Genomic DNA, 20,832 nt, shown 5'->3' with positions numbered 1-20,832 from the left:
CTTTTCGAGACGGTCCGCGCCTTGGCGGTCATACATCCACTGATACCCGATCTATGGGGTTCATTGCACGTCGATTTCGCTGACCCGCTTCGTCACCGACGGATGGCCCGCTACTTGAAGTAGGGATCCAGCAGCGTCGACCACGCCTTCTCGAGTTGAGCCCACTCGCCATCGCACCCCGACGCGCGGTCCTCAGGCAGCTGGCCGTCGCTGATCATGTCGGCGTTGGCTTCCGGATATGTCCCACTATTTGTATTACCGCAACATTTGTGACTCTTTTGAGCTCACAGCCGCACCTCCAGATACGTGGTGGCTCCGGCAAGGCCCCGCCCCGGACCCGTCGAACGGGTCGATCTCCCGCGCGCCCGCCGACCGATACAGCGCGTGCGCCGCGGTCATGAAGGCTCATGGCCTCGAGGCGGGCTGTGACATATCCCGCGGCCCGCGCCTCGCTGAGCAGTCGGTCGAACAACGCCGCGCGATCCCGTTGCCGCCGCCGGTAGGCCGAGTCATGCAAACCCCTTCTGTCACTTTGTTTTCTTTGGTCTCAGCACGAGGTTTTCTGTCAGTGCCTCGAACTAATGTTCGAGTCATGAGTTCGGGTGTGGTGTCGGATCGGGCAGCCGTTACGGCGGCTTTCGATGCGCTCGACACCGCGATCGACACGCTGCTCGACCTGTCTTTCGACGCGATTTCTGACCGCGAGAAAGTGAAGCTGGCGGTGCGGCTGGAGCGCAGTATGCGCCGCGTCCCGACCGTGGAGCATCGGTTGGTCAATGCGTTGGCGACCGAAGCCGATCCAGCCGCGCTGGGCGGCACCTCGCTGCCCGAGGTGCTGGCCACCACGCTGCGCATCTCCCACGATGCGGCCAAAAAGCGCGTCGAAGAAGCCGAGCTGCTGGGTCCGCGGCGCACATTGACCGGCCAGCCGCTCGAGCCGAAGATGCCGAACGTCGCCGCCGCTCAGCAGCGCGGCGACATCGGCGCCGAGCACGTGAAGATCATCTTCAAATTCTTCGACGAACTGCCCTCCTATGTGCCCGGCGACCTGTGGGACCATTTGGAGGCCCATCTCGCCGATTTGGCAAGCGGACTCGGCCCCACCCAGCTGCGCAAGTCCGCCAACAAGTTGGCCTATCTGGCCAACCAGGACGGCAAGCCGCCCACTGATGAGGAGCGAGCACGCAAGCGCGAGTTCACCATGCACCCGCAGGGCCCCGACGGGATGAGCAAGGTCACCGGCAACTTGGATCCCGAGGGGCGTGCCATTTTTGAGGCGATCTTCGCCAAATGGGCCGCACCCAGTCAGTGCAACCCGGATGACGAGACCCCTTGTGTCGACGGTGAACCTGATCCCAGCAAGGCGGCGGCCGATCTGCGCTCAGCCGGGCAACGCAGACACGACGCGCTCAAGGCAATGGGTCGGGCGTTGTTGGCCTCAGGTAAATTGGGACAGCACAACGGGTTACCCGCCACCATCATCGTGTCCACCACACTGCAGGATCTGGAGGCCGGTGCCGGCCAGGCCGTCACCGGAGGCGGATCGCTGTTGCCGATGAGTGACCTGATCCGGCTGGCCAGCCACGCCTACCACTATCTCGCGGTATTCGACAAGCACACCGAGCAAGCGCTCTACCTCGGCCGCACCAAACGCTTCGCGGCGCCGGGACAGCGGATTGTGTTGCACGCCAAGGAGCGCGGATGTTCGCGTCCAGGGTGCACGGTGCCGGGGTATTGGAGCCAGGTTCATCATGTCGAGGGCTGGGCCGCCGATGACGGGCCTACCGACATCGACAAGCTCACCTTCGCCTGCGGCCCCGACAACCGCCTCGTCGAAAAGGGCGGCTGGACCACCCGTAAGCGGGCCGACGGCCGCACCGAGTGGATTCCACCACCACACCTCGATACCGGCCAAGCCCGTGTCAACAACTACCATTTTCCCGAGAGATATCTACGGCCCGACGACGATGACGACGACCCGTAGCTCTCGAACGCGACCCGTCCTCCGGGTCGCGGTCTACACCGGCCGCAAAACCAAGAGCGTCCGGTGGGCTTTCTGCTGCCTACAGCTAGGTACCACACGAAAAGCGCCGCTGCACTTCCGACATCGGAGTACAGCAGCGCATTTTGTTGTCCGACAGCGGTGGCCGGCTATCAGCGCAGCAGGCCCTGCATAGCGTATTTCACGAGACTGTTGGCCGACGCCACGGTGTACTGCAGGGCTTGGCCACCGGTTAACGGTCTAGGAGAGGCTCCGGCCGACCTCAGCCCTCGATGTCCATGTCGGCCAGCGCCCGGCGTACCAGCTTTCCGGTGGCGTTTCGGGGTAGCTCGTCGATGAAGACCACATCGCGAGGCACCTTGTGCCGCGCCAAGTTATCTTTCACGTACTGCTTGATCTCTGCGGCGTCTTGCGCGGCGCCGGGCTCGGCAACTATGAAGGCGCACAACCGCTTTCCAAACTCGGCGTCATCAACACCGACCACCGCCACCTCGGCGATGTCGTCACGCTCTTCGAGCAGGTTCTCCACTTCCTGCGGGAAGATGTTCTCGCCGCCGGACACGATCATGTCGTCGTCGCGGCCGTCCACGAACAACAGCCCGTTCTCGTCGAAATGACCCATGTCGCCGCTGGACATGTAGCCGTCGATGATCTGCTTGTGGCGACCATCGGTGTATCCGGAAAACGGTGCGCCATTGCGGACGAAGATCCGGCCGCGACGGTTCGCGCCCTCGACGCGTTGATCCTGCTCGTCGTACAGCACCACCTCGCAGGTCACCGGAGCACGACCGGCAGTGCCGGGGGCGGCGCGCAGCTCGGCAGGGATTGCGACGCTGGCGATCGCGCATTCGGTGGAGCCGTACATGTTGTACAGAACATCGCCGAAGGTGTCCTGCACCCGGTTGGACAGGTCAGGGCTCAGGATCGACCCGGCGATCAGGATCACCTTCAGTGAGGACGTGTCGTACTTGCCGATGACGTCGGACGGGAGCTCGACCATCCGGTGCAGCATTGTCGGGACCGCGACCAGCATGTCAGCTTTGTGGTCGGCGATGAGTTTGAACGTGCCCTCCGCGTTGAACCGCCTAGTCGTCACGACCTTGTTGCCCAACGCCGCACCGACGGTGTAAGTGGCCCACCCGGTGCTGTGGAAGATGGGCGACACGATGACCATGGTTCCCTTGCGCGGGAAGGGGATTCGGTCGACGATTTGCGCCGTCGCGAGCGGAGAGACCGTTTCGCGTGGCGCACCCTTGGGCAGCCCGGTCGTGCCGCTGGTGAGAATCACCGACCCGCCTGCTTTGTTCGGCGGCGGCAGGGGCTCGGTGGAGTTCGACGCGACGATGTCGTCGAGAGTCTGAGTACCCGCGGGCGGTTCAGTTCCGTCGTCCACCCACGTCAGCACACGCGGCAGGTCGGCGGGCAGCGCGTCGAGCAGACCGAGGAATTCGCTGTCGTGCAGCACCACGGTCACCTTCTCGCGTTCGCAGACGTCGGCGAACTGGGGTTTGGCGAACCCGGTGTTCATCAACACCATTCGGGCGCCTGCCTTGCCGCAGGCGGCCATGGTGATGAGGAGACCGCGGTGGTCGCGGCACAGTACGCCGACGACTGAGCCCGGGGAGACGCCGAGGCGTTGCAAGCCGTGTGCCAATGCCCACGACTGGTCATCGATCTGCTGGTAGGTCAATGTTCCGCGCTCGTCGACGACCGCGGGTAGGTCCGCGTACTTGCGACCACCCTGAATCGCCATCGTGGCCTGCGGGCCATACGTGCGCGCGAGCTTGGCGGTCTCGACGCCCGAGCCGAGATCCTTCAGATCGATGATTCCGGTTTCGACGAGGCGTTTGGCCGCGCGCCCCGCCTCGGTCACCTGCTGCAACTTTTGCCGGACGCCGGCCGCCATCAGGGCTCCTCACCAGGGTTTTGCGTGCACAGTAGCAATCGTAAAGGGGTGTCTACTCTCAGCACATGAGACGCAGCTAGCACACCACGTCGGCGACTGCATCGATGTCGCGCCCCAGTCGGGCTCGAACCGACACTGTGCGGATTTCAGCCGCTTCCTCGGCTCCAAGCCCGGTGCGGTACCGAGGTCAACCCGCAGAGCCCGCATTCGTCAGCAGCACGGCTGCCTCGTTGTAGGGAAACGCTCGGTAGAGGAGGCGAGAACGCGGTATGACCAGGGCCGCGGCCTCGGCCTTGCTTACCACCCGTGGGTTGACGAGCGCGACAGCCCGTCCACGCTTGCGTAGCACCGTCGGCCCGCCGGCCAGCACGTTCTTCAACCAGTCCGTCTGTAGGCCGTAGCCGATGAGGATGGCGTAGCCATCATGGGTCTTGAATACCAGAAGGGGCGTTCGATATCGCTTACCCGACTTCCGCCCGACGTGCTCGAGCGTTCCGAGGTTCGGAAGCCACGGTGTGATCGTGCGAGCCGCCGGATTGGTGACTCGCTTGTTGAACTCCGCGATTCGGCGCGGCACGCGCATTCTCGGAGTCTAGGTAATGGTCGAAGTTCCTCGCTGACGCGGTGCTGACGCAGGGAGCTGCCAACGACAGCAACCGCTCGAATGTTCGAGCCGCAATCGGCCCCTACTTGCAAGAACTCCGGTGCCCCCAGTCGGACTCGAACCGACACTTTGCAAGTTTTAAGCTTGCTGCCTCTGCCAAATTGGGCTATGGGGGCTAGGCGTCGAATACGGTACCGCTTGGGGCCGACGGTCAAGAATATCGGCCCAGTGAGCTGCGCTGATCGTCTCGATACGCACGGGCCGCCCCCGACACGCCGATCATCAGGGAAAATGGCCCTATGGGAATCTTGAGCCGAAACCGAGGCGACCTGCGGATCTACCTCGGCGCCGCACCCGGCGTCGGCAAGACCTACTCGATGCTGTCCGAGGCGCACCGGCGCCTCGAGCGCGGAACCGACGTCGTCGCCGCCGTCATCCAGACCCACGGACGCCGCAAAACCGCCCAGCGCCTCGCTGGCATCGAGGTGCTACCGCCCCGCTACGTCGAGCATCGCGGCGAGCGACATCCCGAACTCGACGTAGAGGCGGTCCTGGAGCGACGCCCCAAAGTCGTGCTCGTCGACGACCTCGCCCACACCAACACTCCCGGCAGCAAGAACGCCGAACGCTGGCAGGACGTCGAGGAGATGCTCAACGCCGGCATCACGGTGATCACCACCGTCGGCGTCGAGAGCCTCGAAAGCCTCGCCGACGTCGCCAGCCAGATCACCGGTGTCGAAACCAAGGAGCGGATCCCCGACGAGATCGTTCGCGCCGCCGACCAGATCGAGCTGGTCGACATCACACCACAAGCATTGCAGCGCAGGCTCGCTCACGGCAACATCTACCCGCCCGAGCGCGTCGACGCCGCAATGTCCAATTACTTCCGCGTCGAGAACCTCACCGCGCTGCGGCAACTGGCGCTGCTGTGGATGGCCGACCAGGTCGACGCCGCGCTCTCGAAATACCGCTCCGACAAGAAGATCCCTGAAACGTGGGCACCTCGCGAGCGCGTGGTGGTCGGCGTCACCGGCGGCCCCGAATCCGAAACTCTGGTGCGCCGCGCCTCCCGCATCGCCTCGCGGTCAGGCGCGGAACTGAAGGTCGTCTACGTCGTCCAAGGCGAGGGCCTCACCGGAATCTCCGCACAGCAGAAAAAGGCCGTGCGCGACCTCGCCGTCAGCCTCGGCGCGACCATGCACACCGTCGTCGCCGGCGACGTCGCGTCGGCACTGCTCGACTTCGTCCACGACACCAACGCCACGCAACTGGTCATCGGGAGCACCCGAAAGTCGCGGTGGGCGCGCCTGTTCGAGGAAGGCGTCGGCGACAGGGTTGTGCGGCAGTCCGGCACGATCGACGTCCACATGGTCACCCACGAGGACGCCGGTGGCGGCACCTCGGGGTCGCGTAACTCACCTCGCCCGCACCGGGCGCTGTCTTGGTTTGCCGCCCTGGCGATTCCGCTCGCGATCTTCGGGTCGACCATGGCACTGCCGGACGGACTCCTCGGCATCGGCGGTCAGGGTGCGCTGTTCTTGACCGGCATACTCGGCGTCGCACTGCTGGGCGGCCTCATCCCCGCAGTGCTGTCAACGATGCTCTCCGGAGCGCTGCTCACGTATTTCTTTCTCGCCCCGCAAAACACGTTCACCGTCGGGCATACCGACGGCGCAATCACCGTCGTAATGCTGATGCTCGTCGCCGTTCTGGTGGCCGCTCTCCTCGACCACACGGTCAACCGCGCCCGCGAAGCGCGTCGCACATCCCAGGACTCCGAAATGCTTTCGCTGTTCGCAGATTCGGTGCTCCGCGATGTCGACATCGACGTACTGCTCGAACGGATCCGCGAGGCCTATCTGCAACGCGCCGTCAGCATGATTCACACCCAAACCGGCGAGGTCGTCGCCGCCGTGGGCCAGGATCCGTGCACCGATGTCGACGACGCCGACACCGCCGTCGACATCGGCGACGACGAATACAGCATGCTCCTGGCCGGCCCACCGCTCACCACCCGTGAGCGCCGCGTGATCAGCGCCGTCGCCAACCACGCCGCAGACCTCGTCAAACGCCGGGAATCAGCCCAGGACGCCACCAAAACCGGCGCCGCCGTCGCAGTCGACGAACTATGGCGCTCGCTGTCCTCAGCGGTGGCCCACAAACTTCGCAGTCCGCTGGCTGCGGCCAAATCAGCGGCGCCGATTTTGCGCAGCAGTGACGCCGACTTCCCGGTGCAGGACGTCGCTGACCTACTGGCCACCGGCGAGGAATCCGTCGACGAACTCATGGCCGTCGTCGGCAACCTGCTCGACTCGTCGCGTCTCACCGCCGGAGTGATCCACCCCGAACGTGACCGCGTCGAACTGGAGGAGGCCGTCCAACGGTCATTGCTCGGGATCACCACGGGTAACACCGACTTCACCCGGCGCGGTGTTGAGCGGGTCAAGACAACCGTCGACGGCGCAGCGGTCCTCGCAGACGCGGCCCTGCTCGAACGCGTACTGGCCAACGTGATTGACAACTCGCTGCGCTACGCCCCCGGTAGCGCGGTTCGGGTGACAGCAGGTCAGGTGGGCGACCGCATGCTCATCGCCATCGTCGACGAGGGCCCGGGCATCCCGCGCGGCACCGAGGAACAGATCTTCGAGCCCTTCTCACGGTTCGGTGATGGTCCGAGAATCGGTGTCGGTCTCGGGCTTTCGGTGGCACGGCGGTTCGTCGAAGCGATGGGCGGCACGATTACGGCGTCCGACACCCCCGGCGGTGGCTTGACGATCGAGATCGACCTGCCGGCCGCACGCAAGGAAAACCGATCAGTCGATGGTCTCGAGCCGGTAGCCCATCCCCCGTAACGTGACAAATCGCTCCGCGCCGAGCTTGCGTCGCAGATAGCGCACGTACACGTCGACCACGTTCGAACCCGGGTCGAAGTCGTAGCCCCACACGTGGCTGAGCAGCTGTTCCCGCGACAGCACCTGACCCGGATGGCGCAGGAACGTCTCCGCCAGCGCAAACTCCCGCGCCGACAGATCCACCGTGCGACCATCCACTTCGGCCTGTCGCGTACGCAGATCCAAATGCAAACCGCCGCAGGACAACACGGTCAGCTCAGGTGTCCGATCCGGCGCCAACCGCACCCGGATGCGAGCCAGCAGTTCCTCGAACCGGAACGGCTTGGGCATGTAGTCGTCGGCGCCACCTTCCAGCCCGGCGACTGTATCGTGCACGCTGGTGCGCGCCGTCAACACGATCACCGGGATCGGATGGTTCTCGGCCCGGAGCCTGCGCAGCACCTCGAACCCGTCCATTTCCGGCAGCCCGATGTCCAGCACCATCAGATCGAACCCGCCGCTGACCGCGTAGTCGTACGCCGACGGCCCGTCGACCACCACCGTGGTGGTGAACCCGTTGGCAGCCAAGCCTTTCTCGACGAACGACGCGATCCGCGGCTCGTCCTCGGCAATCAGTATCCGCGCCATTGATCCTCTTTCACCGCAGGAATCACGACCGAGAACGTCGCGCCCCGGCCGGGCTCGCTGTCCAGCAGCACGTCACCGCCGTGTGCGACCGCGATCGCCCGCACAATCGAAAGACCAAGCCCCGCACCGTCTGAGCGCCGTGTCCCACCCCGGGCGAAGCGCTCGAAGATCCGATGTCGCTCTTCGTCGCTGACACCCGGTCCCGAATCGGATACCCAGAACCGCAGCGACCCGCCGGACAGCTGGGAGCCGACGCCGATCCAGCCACCGTCTTCGGTGAACCGCGATGCGTTGTCGGCCAATGCCACCAGCGCCTGGGTGATCCGCTGCGGGTCGAGGACGGCGGTCGTTCGTGCCACCGTCTCCAACCTGAAGCCCCGCGGTGCGAGCCGGGTGATCTTTCGAAGGCCTCCCGAGTCAGCGCCTCGACATCGACCACGTCGGGATGCAGGAACGACGGCTGCTCGGACTGCGCCAACAACAACAGGTCCGACACCATCCGGTTCATCCGGCCCAGCTCGTCGTCGACCAGCGCCACCGTCGACGCCACATCCTGCGCGTCGGCGGGGTCGAGCACCTCGAGGTGACCGCGCACGATCGTGATCGGTGTGCGCAGTTCATGGCCCGCATCATCGACGAACCGCCGCTGCGCGGAAACGCCCGCCTCGACCCGGTCGAGCATTTCGTTGATCGTAGCGACGAGGAGGTCGAGCTCGTCGTCCTTACCCCGCGACGGCACCCGCAGCGACAGGTCCGTGTCGCTGATCATCCGAGTGGTGTCGGCGACGTCGCGCAACGGACGCAAGATCCGGCCGGCCAGAATCCAGGCCGCCGCCGCGGCGCCGATCATCGTCACCGAACCGACGATCAGCATCAGCCGCGCCGCGTCGTTGGCGGCGTCACGTTCGGCGTCGCCCATGTACGCCGCGACGATGACACCCTGCGCGGGATCACCGGCCAGACGTACCGGGATCGCGAGGTAGCGCACCTCGCCGGCTTCTGCGTGCTGGTACCGGCCCTCCACCGGCTCGGTCACGTTGGCGACCCGCTCGGCAAAAGCCTCGTCCTGCGACAGCACCTCCTGCGCGCCGGGTTCCTGCCTGCTCTGGGTGCGGTACTGCCCGTTGACGTAGCCGAGGAACTTCTCGTTGGGCCGGGCGATGTTGTAGGCGATAGCCTCCCGGATCACCTCTTCGACGCTCGTGAACGGCTCACCCGTACGCGGATTGACGCCGGGCTCGGTCAGCTCGGCGAACTCTTGCACCTCGAACCGCAGCGCCTCGTCCATCCGCGCGTCGACCGCCCTGACCAGCAGCTGCCACGTCACGAACGTGACGACCCCCAACGCGGTCAGCACCAGCAGCAGCACCCACGCGATGATCTGTGTGCGCGCTGTCCACGGCAGCAGCCGACGCCATCTCCGCCTCGGATCCACCGGGGCAGATTCAACGGTCATCCGTCGTCCTCCCCGGGTCGCTGCCGTCGCTAGTACCCATCCTCTCGCGTCGTGCCTTCGGCGACGGACGCGCGATCAGTCGTCGTCATCGTCGTCGTCATCGTCATCCCAGTCGTCGTCATCCCAGTCGTCGTCATCGTCGTCCCAGTCCCCCACGCTGACCGGGGGCGGCGGGGCGGGCACATCCACAGGTGGCGGCGGCGGCGCGATCTTGGATGCGGCGGGGAGCTGCGGCGACGGGGCGGGGGCAGCGGGCTCGGCGGGCGCCGCGGGCCCGTGGGTCGCCGGCTGCTCAGGCGCGTGCACAGTGATCGGATCGAGCGGCTCATGGTCGGCGGTAGATCCCGTCGACGCGATCACCACGCCGCCCACACCGGCGGCCAGCAGGGCCAACGCGGCCAGGACAAGGGTCAATGAGCTGCGCATGACATCCACGATCGGACGTTCGGATGTCACCGTGGTGATAACCAGATGAGAAGGTTCTCATCTGGTGGCTTCAAGCCGTGGCCGCAGCCGCTCGACCGAGATGTCGGCTTGTCGCTGCAGGTCCTCGATCAGCGCGTGGGCGTGGGTGATCAGCCCGTCGACGTCGATGCCGTGCGGCTGGGCCTCGGGCCGGTCCGCCAGCCGCTCCGCAGCCCGGGTCAGAACGGTCGCGGCGCCGACGGTGTTGCCGCGCTGGATGTGGGTGATGCCGACCGCGAGCTGCGCCAACCCCTGCCACATGTTGCGTTCGTCGTCGGGCGCGTTCTTCCAGGCCGCCTCCAGGACCTCGTGGGCGTTGAACGCCAGCCCGTCGTCCAGCAACTCCTGCGCGTAGGACAGGGACTCCGACGGCGACAACTCGAGATTTTCGGGGATGCGCGCCACGCCCTCGCTGCCGTGCGGCAGCGGTCTGCCGAGCGCGTCGCGGGGCCGGCTGCTGCGCGCCTTGCCCAACTCGTCGCGATCTCGTTCGGCCACTACCGCTGCGTCTCTTCGGCCAACGAGATCAACCGCGCCCGAACCAGATCGGGCCGCTCGTCGACGATGAAATGGCTGGCGTCGACGGTCTCCAGCGTGTAGTCGTCGGCGTTGGCGGATTCCGGCGCGGCGAACGAGACGTGCACCGCACTGTCATCGAGCCCGAACAGGCACCGGATCGGCACAGTCGCCCGCGGCGGCGCCGGCGACCGCGCCGCGGCGGGGAGTTCCCGAAGCAGGAACGTCCGGTACGTGTCTCGTGCGGTCCTGGCCACCACCGGATCGCGGAACCGCTCGACGTAGATGCGGGCGGTGTCGCGGTCGATGTCGGAGATCGACGCGAACGCCCGCTCGAGAAACGACGTGCGCTGCTGCACCTGGACGCCGACTGTGGCCATCAGCAGCTGGTACCAGAACCGCCACAGATGAGGCGCCACCGCGCGCGGCGACAGCCACGGATGGGCCATATTCATCACGAGATAACCGTCGAAACGTTGCGGCGCGGTCAGCAGCATCCGGTAGCCGACGAAACCGCCCCAGTCGTGGCCCACCAGCAGCACCCGGTCCAGTCCGAGCACATCCATCAGCGCCAGGACATCGCTGGCGACATCGTCTTTGGCCCAGCGGTGCGGCGCGGGCCCCGACCAGCCGTAACCAGGCAGATCGGGTGCGATGATCCGCATTCCAGGCGGCGGATCGGCCAGCAGGTCGCGGTACACCCAGTGGTGCTGCGGCCACCCGTGCAGGGCGAGGACCGGACGGCCGTCTGCCGGACCGGCCTCGGTGACGTGGAACCGCACGCCCCGGGCGTCGATGAACGAACGTCGAACGCCGTCGATAGGTGGCGGTTGCGCAGGCATAACGCGACTATAGGAAGGCTTGTCGCGCTACCGTGCCGGTATGACCGGATACCGAGAACTGTGCGACGCCAGCCTCCGTGATCCCGCGTCGTTTTGGGCCGATGCCGCGCGGGAGGTGACGTGGATGCGCGAGCCCCAACAGATCCTCGACGACTCCAACCCGCCGTTCTACCGGTGGTTTCCTGACGGTGAATTGAACACATGCGCCAACGCGCTCGACCGCCACGTCGAGGGCGGCCGCGCCGACCAACCCGCGCTGATCTACGACTCCCCCGTGACCGGAACTCAGCGCACCTATACCTATCGTGAACTCCTCTCGGCCACAGCATGTTTCGCTGGAGCACTGCACCAGTTGGGAGTCTGCAAGGGCGACTGCGTGGTGATCTACATGCCGATGGTGCCCGAAGCCGTGATCGCCATGCTGGCGTGCGCGCGGCTGGGTGCGGTGCACTCGGTGGTGTTCGGTGGGTTCGCCGCACACGAACTGGCCCTACGCATCGACGATGCCCGCCCGACGGTGATCGTGTCGGCGTCGTGTGGCGTCGAGCCGACCCGCACCGTCGATTACAAACCGATGCTCGACGCCGCCCTTGAGATGGCCGAGCACCCGGCACCCCCGTGCGTGATCCTGCAGCGCGAGCACCAGCCGTGCCAACTGGTCGATGGCCGGGACCGGGACTGGAACGCGCTGATGTCAACGGCTCAACCCGTCGACCCGGTACCGGTGAAATCGACCGATCCGCTGTATGTGCTCTACACCTCCGGCACCACCGGAAAACCGAAGGGCATCGTTCGCGACAACGGCGGGCACGCCGTCGCGTTGCTGTGGAGCATGCGCCACATCTACGACACCGCGCCCGGCGACATCTATTGGGCCGCTTCGGATGTCGGCTGGGTGGTGGGGCACTCCTACATTGTCTACGGTCCGCTGCTGCTGGGCGCGACGACGGTGTTGTACGAAGGCAAACCCGTCGGCACCCCCGATGCCGGCGCGTTCTGGCGGGTGGCCGCCGAGCACGGGGTCAAGGCGTTGTTCACCGCGCCGACGGCGATGCGCGCCATCAAGAAGGAGGATCCCGACGGGCTGCACCTCGACAAGTACGACTTGTCCGCGCTGCGGTATCTGTTCCAGGCCGGTGAGCGCCTCGACCCCGACACCTACCAGTGGGCGGCGGAGAAACTCGGCCTGCCGGTCATCGATCACTGGTGGCAGACCGAGACCGGCTGGTCCATCGCGGCCAACCCGATGGGCGTCGAGCCGATGCCGATCAAGCCCGGTTCCGCCACGGCGCCGATGCCCGGCTACGACGTGCGAATCCTGCGCCCAGACGGCTCGGAGTGCGACGCTGGCGAGGAGGGCGCGATCTGCGTGCGGCTGCCGCTACCGCCCGGCACCCTGCCGACGCTGTGGGGCGACGACGACCGCTACATCGCGTCCTACCTGTCGGCGTTTCCCGGGTTCTACCTCACCGGCGACGGCGGCTATCTCGACGAAGACGGCTACCTGTTCGTGATGGGGCGCACCGACGACGTGATCAACGTTGCCGGACACCGTCTTTCGACGGGCGCGATCGAGGCAGTGCTGGCAGCACACCCGGCCGTGGCGGAGTGCGCGGTCATCGGCGTGGCCGACGAGATCAAGGGCCAGGTTCCGCGCGGGTTCGTCGTGCTCAAAGCCGGAGCGTCCGCCGATCGGCTGGCCGACGAACTGGTCGCCGCGGTGCGGGAGAACATCGGCGCTGTCGCGTGTTTCAAGACCGTCGACGTCGTCCCTGCGCTGCCGAAGACCCGCTCGGGAAAGATCCTGCGCAAGACCATGCGCGGTATCGCCGCGGGTCGCACGGAGCCGGTGCCGTCGACCATCGAGGATCCCGCGGTGCTCGACGCGCTGACGCCGATTCTGCAGCGCTAGATTCACCTCGCGAGCGAAGTACTACAGCCAGGGGTCGCGCCAACCCGGATAGCCGGCAACGAGTTTGGCCGCTCCGGGCGGACCCCACGATCCCCGCGGGTACGGCTCCACGGGTGGTGGCGCGTCGAGCAGCGGTTGCACGATGCGCCAGGTCTCCTCGACCCCGTCTTCGCGGGCGAACTGGCTGGAGTTGCCGCGCATGGCGTCGCTGAGTAGCCGCTCGTAGGGCTCGGGCGCCTCACCGAGTTCCTCGGCGAAGACCAGGGAGAGGTCCACCGTGCGGGTGCGGTTGGCGCCGGGCTCCTTGGCCTGCACGATCAGGTCGGCGCCGGGTTTGGGATCGATGCGCAACACGAGTTCGTTGGGGTCGTGGGTTGTCGCGGTGATCGGCAACTTGGGCGGCCGGTTGAAGATGACGCGAATCTCGGTGGCGCGCGCCGGTAAACCCTTGCCGGCCCGGATGAAGAACGGGACCCCTGACCAGCGCCAGTTGTCGATCTCGAGGCGCAGCGCCGCGAACGTCTCGGTCTGCGAGTCCGGTTTGACCCCCTCGATCGACGGGTAGCCGTCGTACTGTCCGCGCACATAGTGGGCCGGGTCGATCGACGGGATCGCGCGGAACACCTCCACGCGCTTGTCACGGATCCCGTCGGCGCCTGCGACGCTCGGCGGTTCAGCGGCGAACAATCCGATCAACTGCAGCAGGTGGTTCTGCACGACGTCGCGCAGCGCGCCGACGGGATCGTAGAAGCTGCCCCGGTCGTCGACGCCGAAGTTCTCGGCCATGGTCAGCTGCACACAGTGGATCCGGTCGCGGTTCCACAGCGGTTCGAAGATCGAGTTGGCGAACCGCAGGAACATGATGTCCATCGCCGGTTCCTTGCCCAGGAAGTGGTCGATGCGAAAGATCTGCCACTCCTCGAGAACACTGCGCAGCATCGCGTTGAGTTCCCGCGCCGACGCCAGGTCGTGGCCGAACGGCTTTTCCACCAGGACCCTGGCCCCGGTGGTGAGGCTGGCCCGCGCCAGACCCTCGACGACGCGGCCGAACAACGACGGCGGGATCTCGAGATAGAACACGGGTGTGTGCTTGCCCTCGATCGCCTGGGCCACGCGGTCATAGGTCTTCGGGTCGGCGAAATCGCCCGACACCATCGAAAGCCGTTGCGCGAACCGCTCGAACACCTTGTCGTCGACCGGCTCGCCGCTCGCATCGATGGCCTTGCGGGCGTGGTCACGCAGGGTCGACGCCGACCAGTCGTCGAGGGCGACACCGACGATCGGACAGTCCAGCAGACCATTTCGTTCCAGCCGGTACAACGACCGAAACGTCATCTTCCTGGCGAGGTCGCCGGTGATCCCGAAGATCACCAGCACATCGGCGGATGCGGTCTTCATGTTCTTACTTCTTCTCGGCGTGGCCGCCGAACTCACTGCGCATCGCCGACATCACCTTGTCGGTGAACCCACCGAGCTGGCGGGATTCGAAGCGTTCGAACAGCGATGTGGTGATCACCGAAGCAGGCACACCTTCGTCGACCGCAGCCAGCACCGTCCAGCGGCCCTCCCCGGAGTCCGACACCCGGCCGGTGAAATCGTCGAGTCCGGGTGAGCGGGCCAGCGCGTCTGCGGTCAGATCCACCAACCACGAGCCGACCACCGAGCCGCGCCGCCAGACTTCGGCCACCTCGCCGACGTCGATCGTGTACTGGTAGGCCCACGGGTCGCGCAGCGGTGTGGTTTCTGCGTCGACCGTCCGGTCGACGGTGCCGGCGTCGGCGTGCTTGATAATGCTGAGCCCCTCGGCGATGGCGGCCATCATCCCGTACTCCACACCGTTGTGCACCATCTTCACGAAATGCCCTGCCCCGCTTGGTCCGCAGTGCAGATAGCCGTCGGGGGCGGTGCCGTCGGTACGGGTGCGGCTGGGGGTGGGTTCGGCGGTGCCCTGCCCGGGCGCGATGGTCTTGAAGATCGGGTCGAGGCGGGTGACCACGTCGGTCTCACCGCCGATCATCAGGCAGTAGCCGCGCTCCAGGCCCCACACCCCACCGCTGGTGCCGCAGTCGACGTAGTGAATGTGGTGTTCCTGCAGGGCTTTCGCCCGGGTGATGTCGTCGCGATAGTAGGAGTTTCCGCCGTCGATCACCGTGTCGTCGGCGTCGAGCAGCGCAACCAGTTGATCCAGCGTCGAATCCACCACCGCCGCGGGCAGCATCAGCCATACCGCGCGCGGCTTTTCGAGCTTGGCGACTAAGTCGCTCAACGACTCTGCACCCGTTGCGCCCTCACCGGCCAGGGCGGTGACGGCGTCGGCGTTGCGGTCATAGACCACGCAGCGGTGCCCGTCACGCATCAACCGTCGCACCAGGTTGGCCCCCATCCGGCCCAGGCCCACCATTCCCAATTGCATCGGCGTATCGGTTGCCATATCACTCCTTTGTCATCAGATCGGCTGCACCGAACCCGCCAAGATCCTCGCCCCCGACTCAATAGGAAACCCAGCTAACGACTATAGGCACCCGCGATGTCATCCGGAGCAAATCGACTGGATGCGTTGAATCCTTTGCAGGGCAGCTGAATACGTGTTGAACGCCTGCTGAAGCGGATATCGTCCGCCGGGGTGACTCGGCGCATGAGCCCGCAAAGCATCGACACCGTTGCGATATCGGCATATGTTGATATGCGTCCGCACGTTCGCCCTACTTCGCGCGAACGATTCGACAGAGGAGTTGATCTGCGATGCGTGCACCAGCTAATGACCGTTCCGGTTGTTCATGCCATTGTCACAAGTGCGACCAGGGCCACCACTGCGGCAACGCACCGAACTGCTACATCAAAAAGTAGCCGCCCGGACCGATTAACCGCCGGCCTAGGGGGTATCTCCTAGATCTGCCGGCCCGTCAATATGCAGCGGGTCGGGCGGGAGGCGGAGATGACGGCGAATAATCCGAAATACATGGCCGTGCAAGCCGCGGCTATCTTCGTCGGCGCGGGTCTGCTCATCCTTGGCGTGTGCGGCTTCATCCCGGCCGTCACCACCGGCTACAACCGGCTGACGTGGGCGGGCGGGCACACCGGCGCCGAGGTGTTCGGGCTGTTCGCCGTCACGGCACTGCACAACATGGTGCATCTGGTCACCGGCGCGGCAGGCTTCATGATGGCCCACAGCTACGCCGCCGCACGGGCATACCTACTCGGCGGCGCGCTGGTGTATCTGGTTTTGTGGGCCTACGGGTTCTTCTTCGAGGGAGCGGCCAACTGGCTGCACTTCGGGCTCGCCATGATCATGGCGCTGCTCGGGCTGACGCTGGCAGGCCAACGCGACCCGACCAAGCGGCGCAGAAGGGTACGGGCCTGACCGATCCGGCTCAGGCGATCGACAGCGCGATGCCGTCGAGGATGTCGTGCTCGCTGACCACCAGCTCGTCGATGCCGGCCCGCTGGCCCAGCGCGGCGGCGAGTTCCTCGATGATGATCGCCCCGCCGCCGATGACGTCGACGCGGCCCTCGTGCATTGGTCCCAGCGCTGCGCGCTGAGCACGGCTCATCGCGATCACCTCATCGCACGCCCCCAACAGATCACCGAATCCGACCCGCGACAGGTGGATGGCCGCCGAGTCGTAGGTCGTCATCCGCTGCGCCAACGCCGACATCGTCGTCATCGTGCCTGCGACGCCCACCCAGGTGCGGGCCCCGGCGACGGGCACCATGTCGAGCGCCTCGCGCAAGCCGTCGTGCACCACCTCGCGCGCCGTCGCGACCTCCTCGGCGGTCGGCGGGTCGGAGTGCAGACAGCGTTCGGTCACCCGAACGCAGCCGATGTCAGCCGAGTAACTGGCCGTCACGTCGTCGTCGCCCAGCACCACCTCGGTCGACCCGCCGCCCAGGTCGACGACGACGAAAGGCGCTGCGGCCGCGTCCAGGTCGGCCACCGCACCGCGGAACGACAGTTCCGCCTCCTCGGTGCCGGTGATCACCTCGGCGACCGTGCCCGCCACCACGGCGCCCAGCACACCGGCCGTCATCGCGAAGAACACGTCACGGTTGGCTGCGTCACGGGTCGCCGACGTGGCCACCATCCGGATTCTGGCGACTTCGTGATCGGCCAGCAGCCGGGCATAGTCGCTGAGCGCCGCCCGGGTGCGCTCCAGGGCCTCGGGCGCAAGCCTTCCCGTGGCGTCCACCCCCTGGCCGAGGCGGACGATGCGCATCTCGCGGTGCACATCGCGCAGCCGCGGCCCGTCGACGTCGGCGATCAGCAGCCGGATGGAGTTCGTTCCGCAGTCGATGGCGCCGACCCTGGTCATGTCCACTTCCCTTGCTCGAGGATGCCCACCATGGCGGGTTCGTTGGCCAACAGCGCCAGCGCCTCGTCACCCAACGGGTTGGTGCCCGGCCCCTTGGCCAGCGAATGCGCGATCAGCACATGCAGGCATTTGACGCGATCGGGCATACCGCCGCCGGAAAACGTTGTGCCCAAAGGCTCGATCGCATCACGCTCGGCGAGGTAGGACTCGTGGGCGCGGCGGTAGGCGGCCGCCAGCTCGAGATCCTCGCGCAGTCGCACGGTCATCTCCTTCATCAGGCCGTCGGACTCCAAGCGGCTGGCCGCCGCGGTCAGCACCGGGTGGGTCAGGTAGTACAACGTCGGAAACGGTGTGCCATCAGGCAGTTTCGGCGCGGTCTTGACGACGCCGGGTTCTCCGTTGGGGCATCGGTACGCGATCTCCAGGACACCGCGGGGTTCCCGCCCCAACTGCCGCGCGACGGCGTCGAGGTCGGACTGCTCAACCACCGGCAGCGGGCGGCGCGGGGGTCGGCGGCGGCGCCCCAGGCGCCCCGGGCGGTGCTCCGGGCGCTCCTGGCAGCGGCAGCGGTGCGGGCGAGATCCCGTGCGGCTCATCGGCGATCGTGTTCCACAGCGCCGTGTACCAAGGCTGGTCGAGCTTCGCGGTTTCGGGCTCCTGCCCCGGGGCGCCGGGCACCGCGAAGTTCTCCGGCAGCTGTACCTGATACGGCGTCTCACCCGACATCACGAACCCCAACCGCTCACGCGCCTGGGCGGCGATGAACACCGGATCGGCGAGCTTGACCTTCTGCTCCTCGAGCTCGGCGATCTGCGCGCGCAGCTGCTCCTCGGTGGCCTTGAGTTGTCTCATCTCGGTGCGCTGACCGAAGTAGGTGCGCACCGGGCCCGCGATCGTCAGCGTCAGCACGCACACCACCGCGGCGAGGATCGCCGCGCGCCGCGCCGCGGAGCCGAACCGCTGCTCGGACTGCTGCTCGGCCGCCTCCACGATCGACTTGCGGATGGACTCCGTGGTGTCCTTGGTTGCGTCGGAGGCCTGACGCGGTTCTTTCGGATCGGCGGCGCGGCTGTCGCGGCGAGCCGTGGTGCGAGGACGACCCTTGCCACCGCCCTTACCCGGCTTACCGGGCCGGGAGGTGGGTGACCTTCTCTTCGGATCGGGTCGTTTCGCTTCGGGCACGGGCTATTTCGTCTCCAGCGTAAACCGGGGGAACGCCAGGTCGCCGGCGTAGCGGGCGGCGTCACCGAGGGTCTCCTCGATGCGAAGCAACTGGTTGTACTTGGCGACGCGCTCGCTGCGTGCCGGGGCGCCGGTCTTGATCTGACCGCTGCCGACCGCGACGGCGAGGTCGGCGATCGTGGTGTCCTCGGTTTCGCCGCTGCGGTGGCTCATCATCGTGCGGTAGCCGCTGGCGTGCGCCAACGCCACCGCGTCGAGGGTTTCCGTCAGCGTGCCGATCTGGTTGACCTTCACCAGGAGCGCGTTGGCTGCCCCCTTGTGGATGCCGTCTTCCAGCCGTTCGGGGTTGGTGACGAACAGGTCGTCGCCCACGAGTTGGATGCGGTCGCCGATCGCGTTGGTCAGCGCCACCCAACCGTCCCAGTCATCCTCGGAAAGCGGATCCTCGATCGACACCAGCGGGTAGGAGTCAATCAGACCTGAGTAGAAATAGACCATGTTCTCGGCGCTGCGGGTCTCGTTCTCGAACGCGTAACCCTGCTCGGCACTGAAGAATTCGGTGGCGGCGACGTCGAGCGCCAGCGCCACGTCGGAGCCCGGCGTGAAGCCCGCCGTCTCGATGGCGTTCACGATCAAGTCCAGCGCGGCCTTGGTGCCCGCGACGTCGGGGGCGAAACCGCCCTCGTCGCCGAGGCCGGTCGCCATGCCCTGCTCCTTGAGCACGGCCTTGAGCGCGTGGTACACCTCGGTGCCCCAGCGCAGCGCCTCCTTGAACGACGGGGCGCCGATCGGCGCGATCATGAACTCCTGCACGTCGACACCGGTGTCGGCGTGCGCGCCGCCGTTGAGAATATTCATCATCGGCACCGGAAGGATGTGCGCGTTTGGGCCGCCGATGTACCGAAAAAGGGGCAACGCCGACGATTCGGCCGCCGCCTTCGACACCGCCAGCGACACCCCGAGGATCGCGTTGGCGCCGAGCCGGGACTTGTCGGGGGTGCCGTCCAGGTCGAGCAGAGCCTGGTCGATGAGTCGCTGGTCGTCGGCGCTCATACCGATGACCGCGGGGGCGATCTCGTCGAGCACCGCCTCGACCGCCTTGTGCACGCCCTTGCCGCCGTAGCGGGCGCCGCCGTCGCGCAGCTCGACAGCCTCGTGCTCACCTGTTGATGCGCCCGACGGCACCGCCGCGCGGGCGAAGGTGCCGTCCATCAGCGCCACCTCGACCTCGACCGTCGGGTTGCCCCGGGAGTCGAGGATCTCGCGGGCTCCGACCTGCTCGATGATGGGCACTCGCTTCTCCTTGATCGTGATGTGAACGATGGCGTTAGGGGTCGAGCCTAGAGCCTGCGGACCTGCCCGGCGTGCTCAGAGGGGGTGTCCGTTCGCATATGCCCTCGCCCAGTCGCGCACGGTTCGGGCGTACTGGTCGGAATGGTTGTAGGCGCGCAACGCGTTCATCCAGCCCCGGGCGGTGGCCAGGTCCTTGCCTCGCCAGCACAGGTAGCCGGCGGCCGACAGCGCGGCGTCGTCGATGTTGTCGGCGCTGATCTCCCCGTCGTTGTTGGCGTCGACGCCGTAGAGCCGCCAGGTTTCGGGGATGAACTGCATCGGTCCCATCGCACGGGCGTAGTCCATGTCGCCGTCGTGGCTGACCGCGTCGTTGTCGAGGATCTCGAGGTTGCCGCCGGTGCCGTCCAGCAGGACGCCGCGGATGGGTGGGTGCACGTCACCGTTGTCCCCGATGGCCGCGCCTCGATAGGTGCCGTGGTGGCTTTCCACCTGACCGATGCCCGCCAGCGTCGTCCACTTCAAGTTGCAGTCCGGGTTCTCCACCTCGGCGACCCGGGCGGCGTAGGCGTAGGCCTCCAGCGCGGCGACGGGTATCTCCAGCGCCGGCGCGCGTTCGGCCGCCCAGTCGCGCAACTGGTCGGCGGGTCGGCCGTCGGCGTAGGTATCGATCTGCGGCACGGGGTCACCCGGGGGTGGGGGCACGCCATCAGGGATGGGCGTACCGAGCTGCCAGGAACAGCTCGAAGCCAAGAGCAGCGCTGCCGCGCCTACGACGGCGACAGCCCGCAGCCAACGCACCGGCGACACCAAACTCCTCAACCAACTTCGGTTGCTGCCCATGTTCCCACGTGTTTGCCGCGTCGCG

General features: G+C 66.6%; 18 protein-coding genes, 1 tRNA gene and 2 pseudogenes. 4 read left to right on the top strand and 17 right to left on the bottom strand.

All coding sequences use genetic code 11. The annotated features are described in order from the left end of the window. Positions 1–110 precede the first annotated feature (110 nt). Positions 111–245: pseudogene (locus tag ABQF13_RS13325) on the bottom strand (DUF4344 domain-containing metallopeptidase); the annotation flags it as partial. 347 nt (positions 246–592) lie between these two features. On the opposite strand from ABQF13_RS13325, the gene ABQF13_RS13320 reads away from it, so the two are divergent. After that, positions 593–1,984, top strand: a complete 1,392-nt coding sequence (locus ABQF13_RS13320) for an HNH endonuclease signature motif containing protein (protein ID WP_448393227.1) — start codon at positions 593–595, stop codon at positions 1,982–1,984. A gap of 280 nt (positions 1,985–2,264) precedes the next feature. Here ABQF13_RS13320 and ABQF13_RS13315 read toward each other — a convergent pair whose 3' ends face one another. The 3 genes from ABQF13_RS13315 to ABQF13_RS13305 form a co-directional block, all read right to left on the bottom strand. After that, positions 2,265–3,908, bottom strand: coding sequence for an acyl-CoA synthetase (locus ABQF13_RS13315; protein ID WP_448393226.1), 1,644 nt, complete (start codon positions 3,906–3,908; stop codon positions 2,265–2,267). Positions 3,909–4,095: 187 nt separating this feature from the next. Continuing rightward, on the bottom strand, positions 4,096–4,491 hold the full coding sequence (locus tag ABQF13_RS13310) for a nitroreductase family deazaflavin-dependent oxidoreductase (protein ID WP_448393225.1): 396 nt from the start codon (positions 4,489–4,491) through the stop codon (positions 4,096–4,098). Between the two features lie 122 nt (positions 4,492–4,613). Next, positions 4,614–4,688: transfer RNA gene (locus ABQF13_RS13305), tRNA-Leu, on the bottom strand. Positions 4,689–4,811: 123 nt separating this feature from the next. Here ABQF13_RS13305 and ABQF13_RS13300 point away from each other — a divergent pair. Then, on the top strand, positions 4,812–7,364 hold the full coding sequence (locus ABQF13_RS13300; protein WP_448393224.1) for a sensor histidine kinase: 2,553 nt from the start codon (positions 4,812–4,814) through the stop codon (positions 7,362–7,364). Here ABQF13_RS13300 and ABQF13_RS13295 read toward each other — a convergent pair. From ABQF13_RS13295 to ABQF13_RS13270, 6 genes and pseudogenes are all read right to left on the bottom strand, one after another. Further along, positions 7,326–7,991, bottom strand: a complete 666-nt coding sequence (locus ABQF13_RS13295) for a response regulator transcription factor (protein ID WP_448393223.1) — start codon at positions 7,989–7,991, stop codon at positions 7,326–7,328. The genes ABQF13_RS13300 and ABQF13_RS13295 overlap by 39 nt on opposite strands. Further along, complete coding sequence (locus ABQF13_RS13290) at positions 7,976–8,299, bottom strand: sensor histidine kinase (RefSeq protein ID WP_448393563.1); 324 nt, start codon at positions 8,297–8,299, stop codon at positions 7,976–7,978. Before ABQF13_RS13290 ends, ABQF13_RS13295 begins: the two co-directional genes overlap by 16 nt. A gap of 212 nt (positions 8,300–8,511) precedes the next feature. Continuing rightward, positions 8,512–8,760, bottom strand: a pseudogene (locus tag ABQF13_RS13285) (histidine kinase dimerization/phospho-acceptor domain-containing protein); the annotation flags it as partial. Positions 8,761–9,522: 762 nt separating this feature from the next. Further along, positions 9,523–9,873, bottom strand: coding sequence for a hypothetical protein (locus ABQF13_RS13280; protein WP_448393222.1), 351 nt, complete (start codon positions 9,871–9,873; stop codon positions 9,523–9,525). A 57-nt stretch (positions 9,874–9,930) separates the two neighbouring features. Continuing rightward, positions 9,931–10,410: a DUF309 domain-containing protein gene (locus tag ABQF13_RS13275; protein WP_448393221.1), complete on the bottom strand. Its 480-nt coding sequence runs from the start codon at positions 10,408–10,410 to the stop codon at positions 9,931–9,933. Next, positions 10,410–11,270: an alpha/beta fold hydrolase gene (locus ABQF13_RS13270; protein ID WP_448393220.1), complete on the bottom strand. Its 861-nt coding sequence runs from the start codon at positions 11,268–11,270 to the stop codon at positions 10,410–10,412. Before ABQF13_RS13270 ends, ABQF13_RS13275 begins: the two co-directional genes overlap by 1 nt. Positions 11,271–11,310: 40 nt before the next feature. Here ABQF13_RS13270 and ABQF13_RS13265 point away from each other — a divergent pair, with 40 nt between their 5' ends. Then, positions 11,311–13,182 carry a propionyl-CoA synthetase gene (locus ABQF13_RS13265; RefSeq protein ID WP_448393219.1) on the top strand — a complete coding sequence of 624 codons (1,872 nt, stop codon included), beginning with the start codon at positions 11,311–11,313 and terminating at the stop codon, positions 13,180–13,182. Between the two features lie 21 nt (positions 13,183–13,203). Here the strand turns inward: ABQF13_RS13265 and zwf are convergent, their stop codons facing one another. Both zwf and gnd read right to left on the bottom strand, forming a co-directional pair. After that, entirely contained in the window at positions 13,204–14,580 is a 1,377-nt protein-coding gene (gene zwf, locus ABQF13_RS13260) for a glucose-6-phosphate dehydrogenase (RefSeq protein WP_448393218.1), read from the bottom strand. A 4-nt stretch (positions 14,581–14,584) separates the two neighbouring features. Further along, complete coding sequence (gene gnd / locus ABQF13_RS13255; protein WP_448393562.1) at positions 14,585–15,595, bottom strand: phosphogluconate dehydrogenase (NAD(+)-dependent, decarboxylating); 1,011 nt, start codon at positions 15,593–15,595, stop codon at positions 14,585–14,587. A gap of 522 nt (positions 15,596–16,117) precedes the next feature. Here gnd and ABQF13_RS13250 point away from each other — a divergent pair. Further along, positions 16,118–16,543, top strand: coding sequence for a DUF4383 domain-containing protein (locus ABQF13_RS13250; RefSeq protein WP_448393217.1), 426 nt, complete (start codon positions 16,118–16,120; stop codon positions 16,541–16,543). 10 nt (positions 16,544–16,553) lie between these two features. On the opposite strand, the gene ABQF13_RS13245 is transcribed toward ABQF13_RS13250, so the two are convergent. From ABQF13_RS13245 to ABQF13_RS13225, 5 genes are all read right to left on the bottom strand, one after another. After that, positions 16,554–17,492, bottom strand: a complete 939-nt coding sequence (locus tag ABQF13_RS13245; protein ID WP_448393216.1) for a Ppx/GppA phosphatase family protein — start codon at positions 17,490–17,492, stop codon at positions 16,554–16,556. After that, positions 17,489–17,980 carry a DUF501 domain-containing protein gene (locus ABQF13_RS13240; protein ID WP_448393215.1) on the bottom strand — a complete coding sequence of 164 codons (492 nt, stop codon included), beginning with the start codon at positions 17,978–17,980 and terminating at the stop codon, positions 17,489–17,491. The genes ABQF13_RS13245 and ABQF13_RS13240 overlap by 4 nt, the downstream gene beginning before the upstream one ends. Continuing rightward, positions 17,973–18,674 (bottom strand): FtsB family cell division protein, encoded by a 702-nt coding sequence (locus ABQF13_RS13235; RefSeq protein WP_448393214.1) that lies wholly within the window; start codon positions 18,672–18,674, stop codon positions 17,973–17,975. The genes ABQF13_RS13240 and ABQF13_RS13235 overlap by 8 nt, the downstream gene beginning before the upstream one ends. Positions 18,675–18,677: 3 nt before the next feature. After that, the gene (gene eno / locus ABQF13_RS13230; RefSeq protein ID WP_448393213.1) at positions 18,678–19,967 is read right to left on the bottom strand and encodes a phosphopyruvate hydratase; all 1,290 of its coding nucleotides are present in this window, start codon (positions 19,965–19,967) and stop codon (positions 18,678–18,680) included. A 75-nt stretch (positions 19,968–20,042) separates the two neighbouring features. Next, positions 20,043–20,774 carry a lytic transglycosylase domain-containing protein gene (locus ABQF13_RS13225; RefSeq protein ID WP_448393212.1) on the bottom strand — a complete coding sequence of 244 codons (732 nt, stop codon included), beginning with the start codon at positions 20,772–20,774 and terminating at the stop codon, positions 20,043–20,045. Positions 20,775–20,832 lie beyond the last annotated feature (58 nt).

The organism is Mycolicibacterium sp. XJ879 (assembly GCF_053483935.1).
This window is presented reverse-complemented; position numbering and strand designations above follow the sequence as displayed.

What these genes read in the sequence shown, in the direction of transcription:
- ABQF13_RS13270 (WP_448393220.1), bottom strand. Translation starts at nt 11,270, where the DNA reads ATGCCTGCGCAACCGCCACCTATCGACGGCGTTCGACGTTCGTTCATC.
- ABQF13_RS13250 (WP_448393217.1), top strand. Translation starts at nt 16,118, where the DNA reads ATGACGGCGAATAATCCGAAATACATGGCCGTGCAAGCCGCGGCTATC.
- ABQF13_RS13310 (WP_448393225.1), bottom strand. Translation starts at nt 4,491, where the DNA reads ATGCGCGTGCCGCGCCGAATCGCGGAGTTCAACAAGCGAGTCACCAAT.
- ABQF13_RS13300 (WP_448393224.1), top strand. Translation starts at nt 4,812, where the DNA reads ATGGGAATCTTGAGCCGAAACCGAGGCGACCTGCGGATCTACCTCGGC.
- zwf (WP_448393218.1), bottom strand. Translation starts at nt 14,580, where the DNA reads ATGAAGACCGCATCCGCCGATGTGCTGGTGATCTTCGGGATCACCGGC.
- ABQF13_RS13295 (WP_448393223.1), bottom strand. Translation starts at nt 7,991, where the DNA reads ATGGCGCGGATACTGATTGCCGAGGACGAGCCGCGGATCGCGTCGTTC.
- ABQF13_RS13265 (WP_448393219.1), top strand. Translation starts at nt 11,311, where the DNA reads ATGACCGGATACCGAGAACTGTGCGACGCCAGCCTCCGTGATCCCGCG.
- ABQF13_RS13280 (WP_448393222.1), bottom strand. Translation starts at nt 9,873, where the DNA reads ATGCGCAGCTCATTGACCCTTGTCCTGGCCGCGTTGGCCCTGCTGGCC.
- gnd (WP_448393562.1), bottom strand. Translation starts at nt 15,595, where the DNA reads ATGCAATTGGGAATGGTGGGCCTGGGCCGGATGGGGGCCAACCTGGTG.
- ABQF13_RS13320 (WP_448393227.1), top strand. Translation starts at nt 593, where the DNA reads ATGAGTTCGGGTGTGGTGTCGGATCGGGCAGCCGTTACGGCGGCTTTC.
- ABQF13_RS13245 (WP_448393216.1), bottom strand. Translation starts at nt 17,492, where the DNA reads ATGACCAGGGTCGGCGCCATCGACTGCGGAACGAACTCCATCCGGCTG.
- ABQF13_RS13315 (WP_448393226.1), bottom strand. Translation starts at nt 3,908, where the DNA reads ATGGCGGCCGGCGTCCGGCAAAAGTTGCAGCAGGTGACCGAGGCGGGG.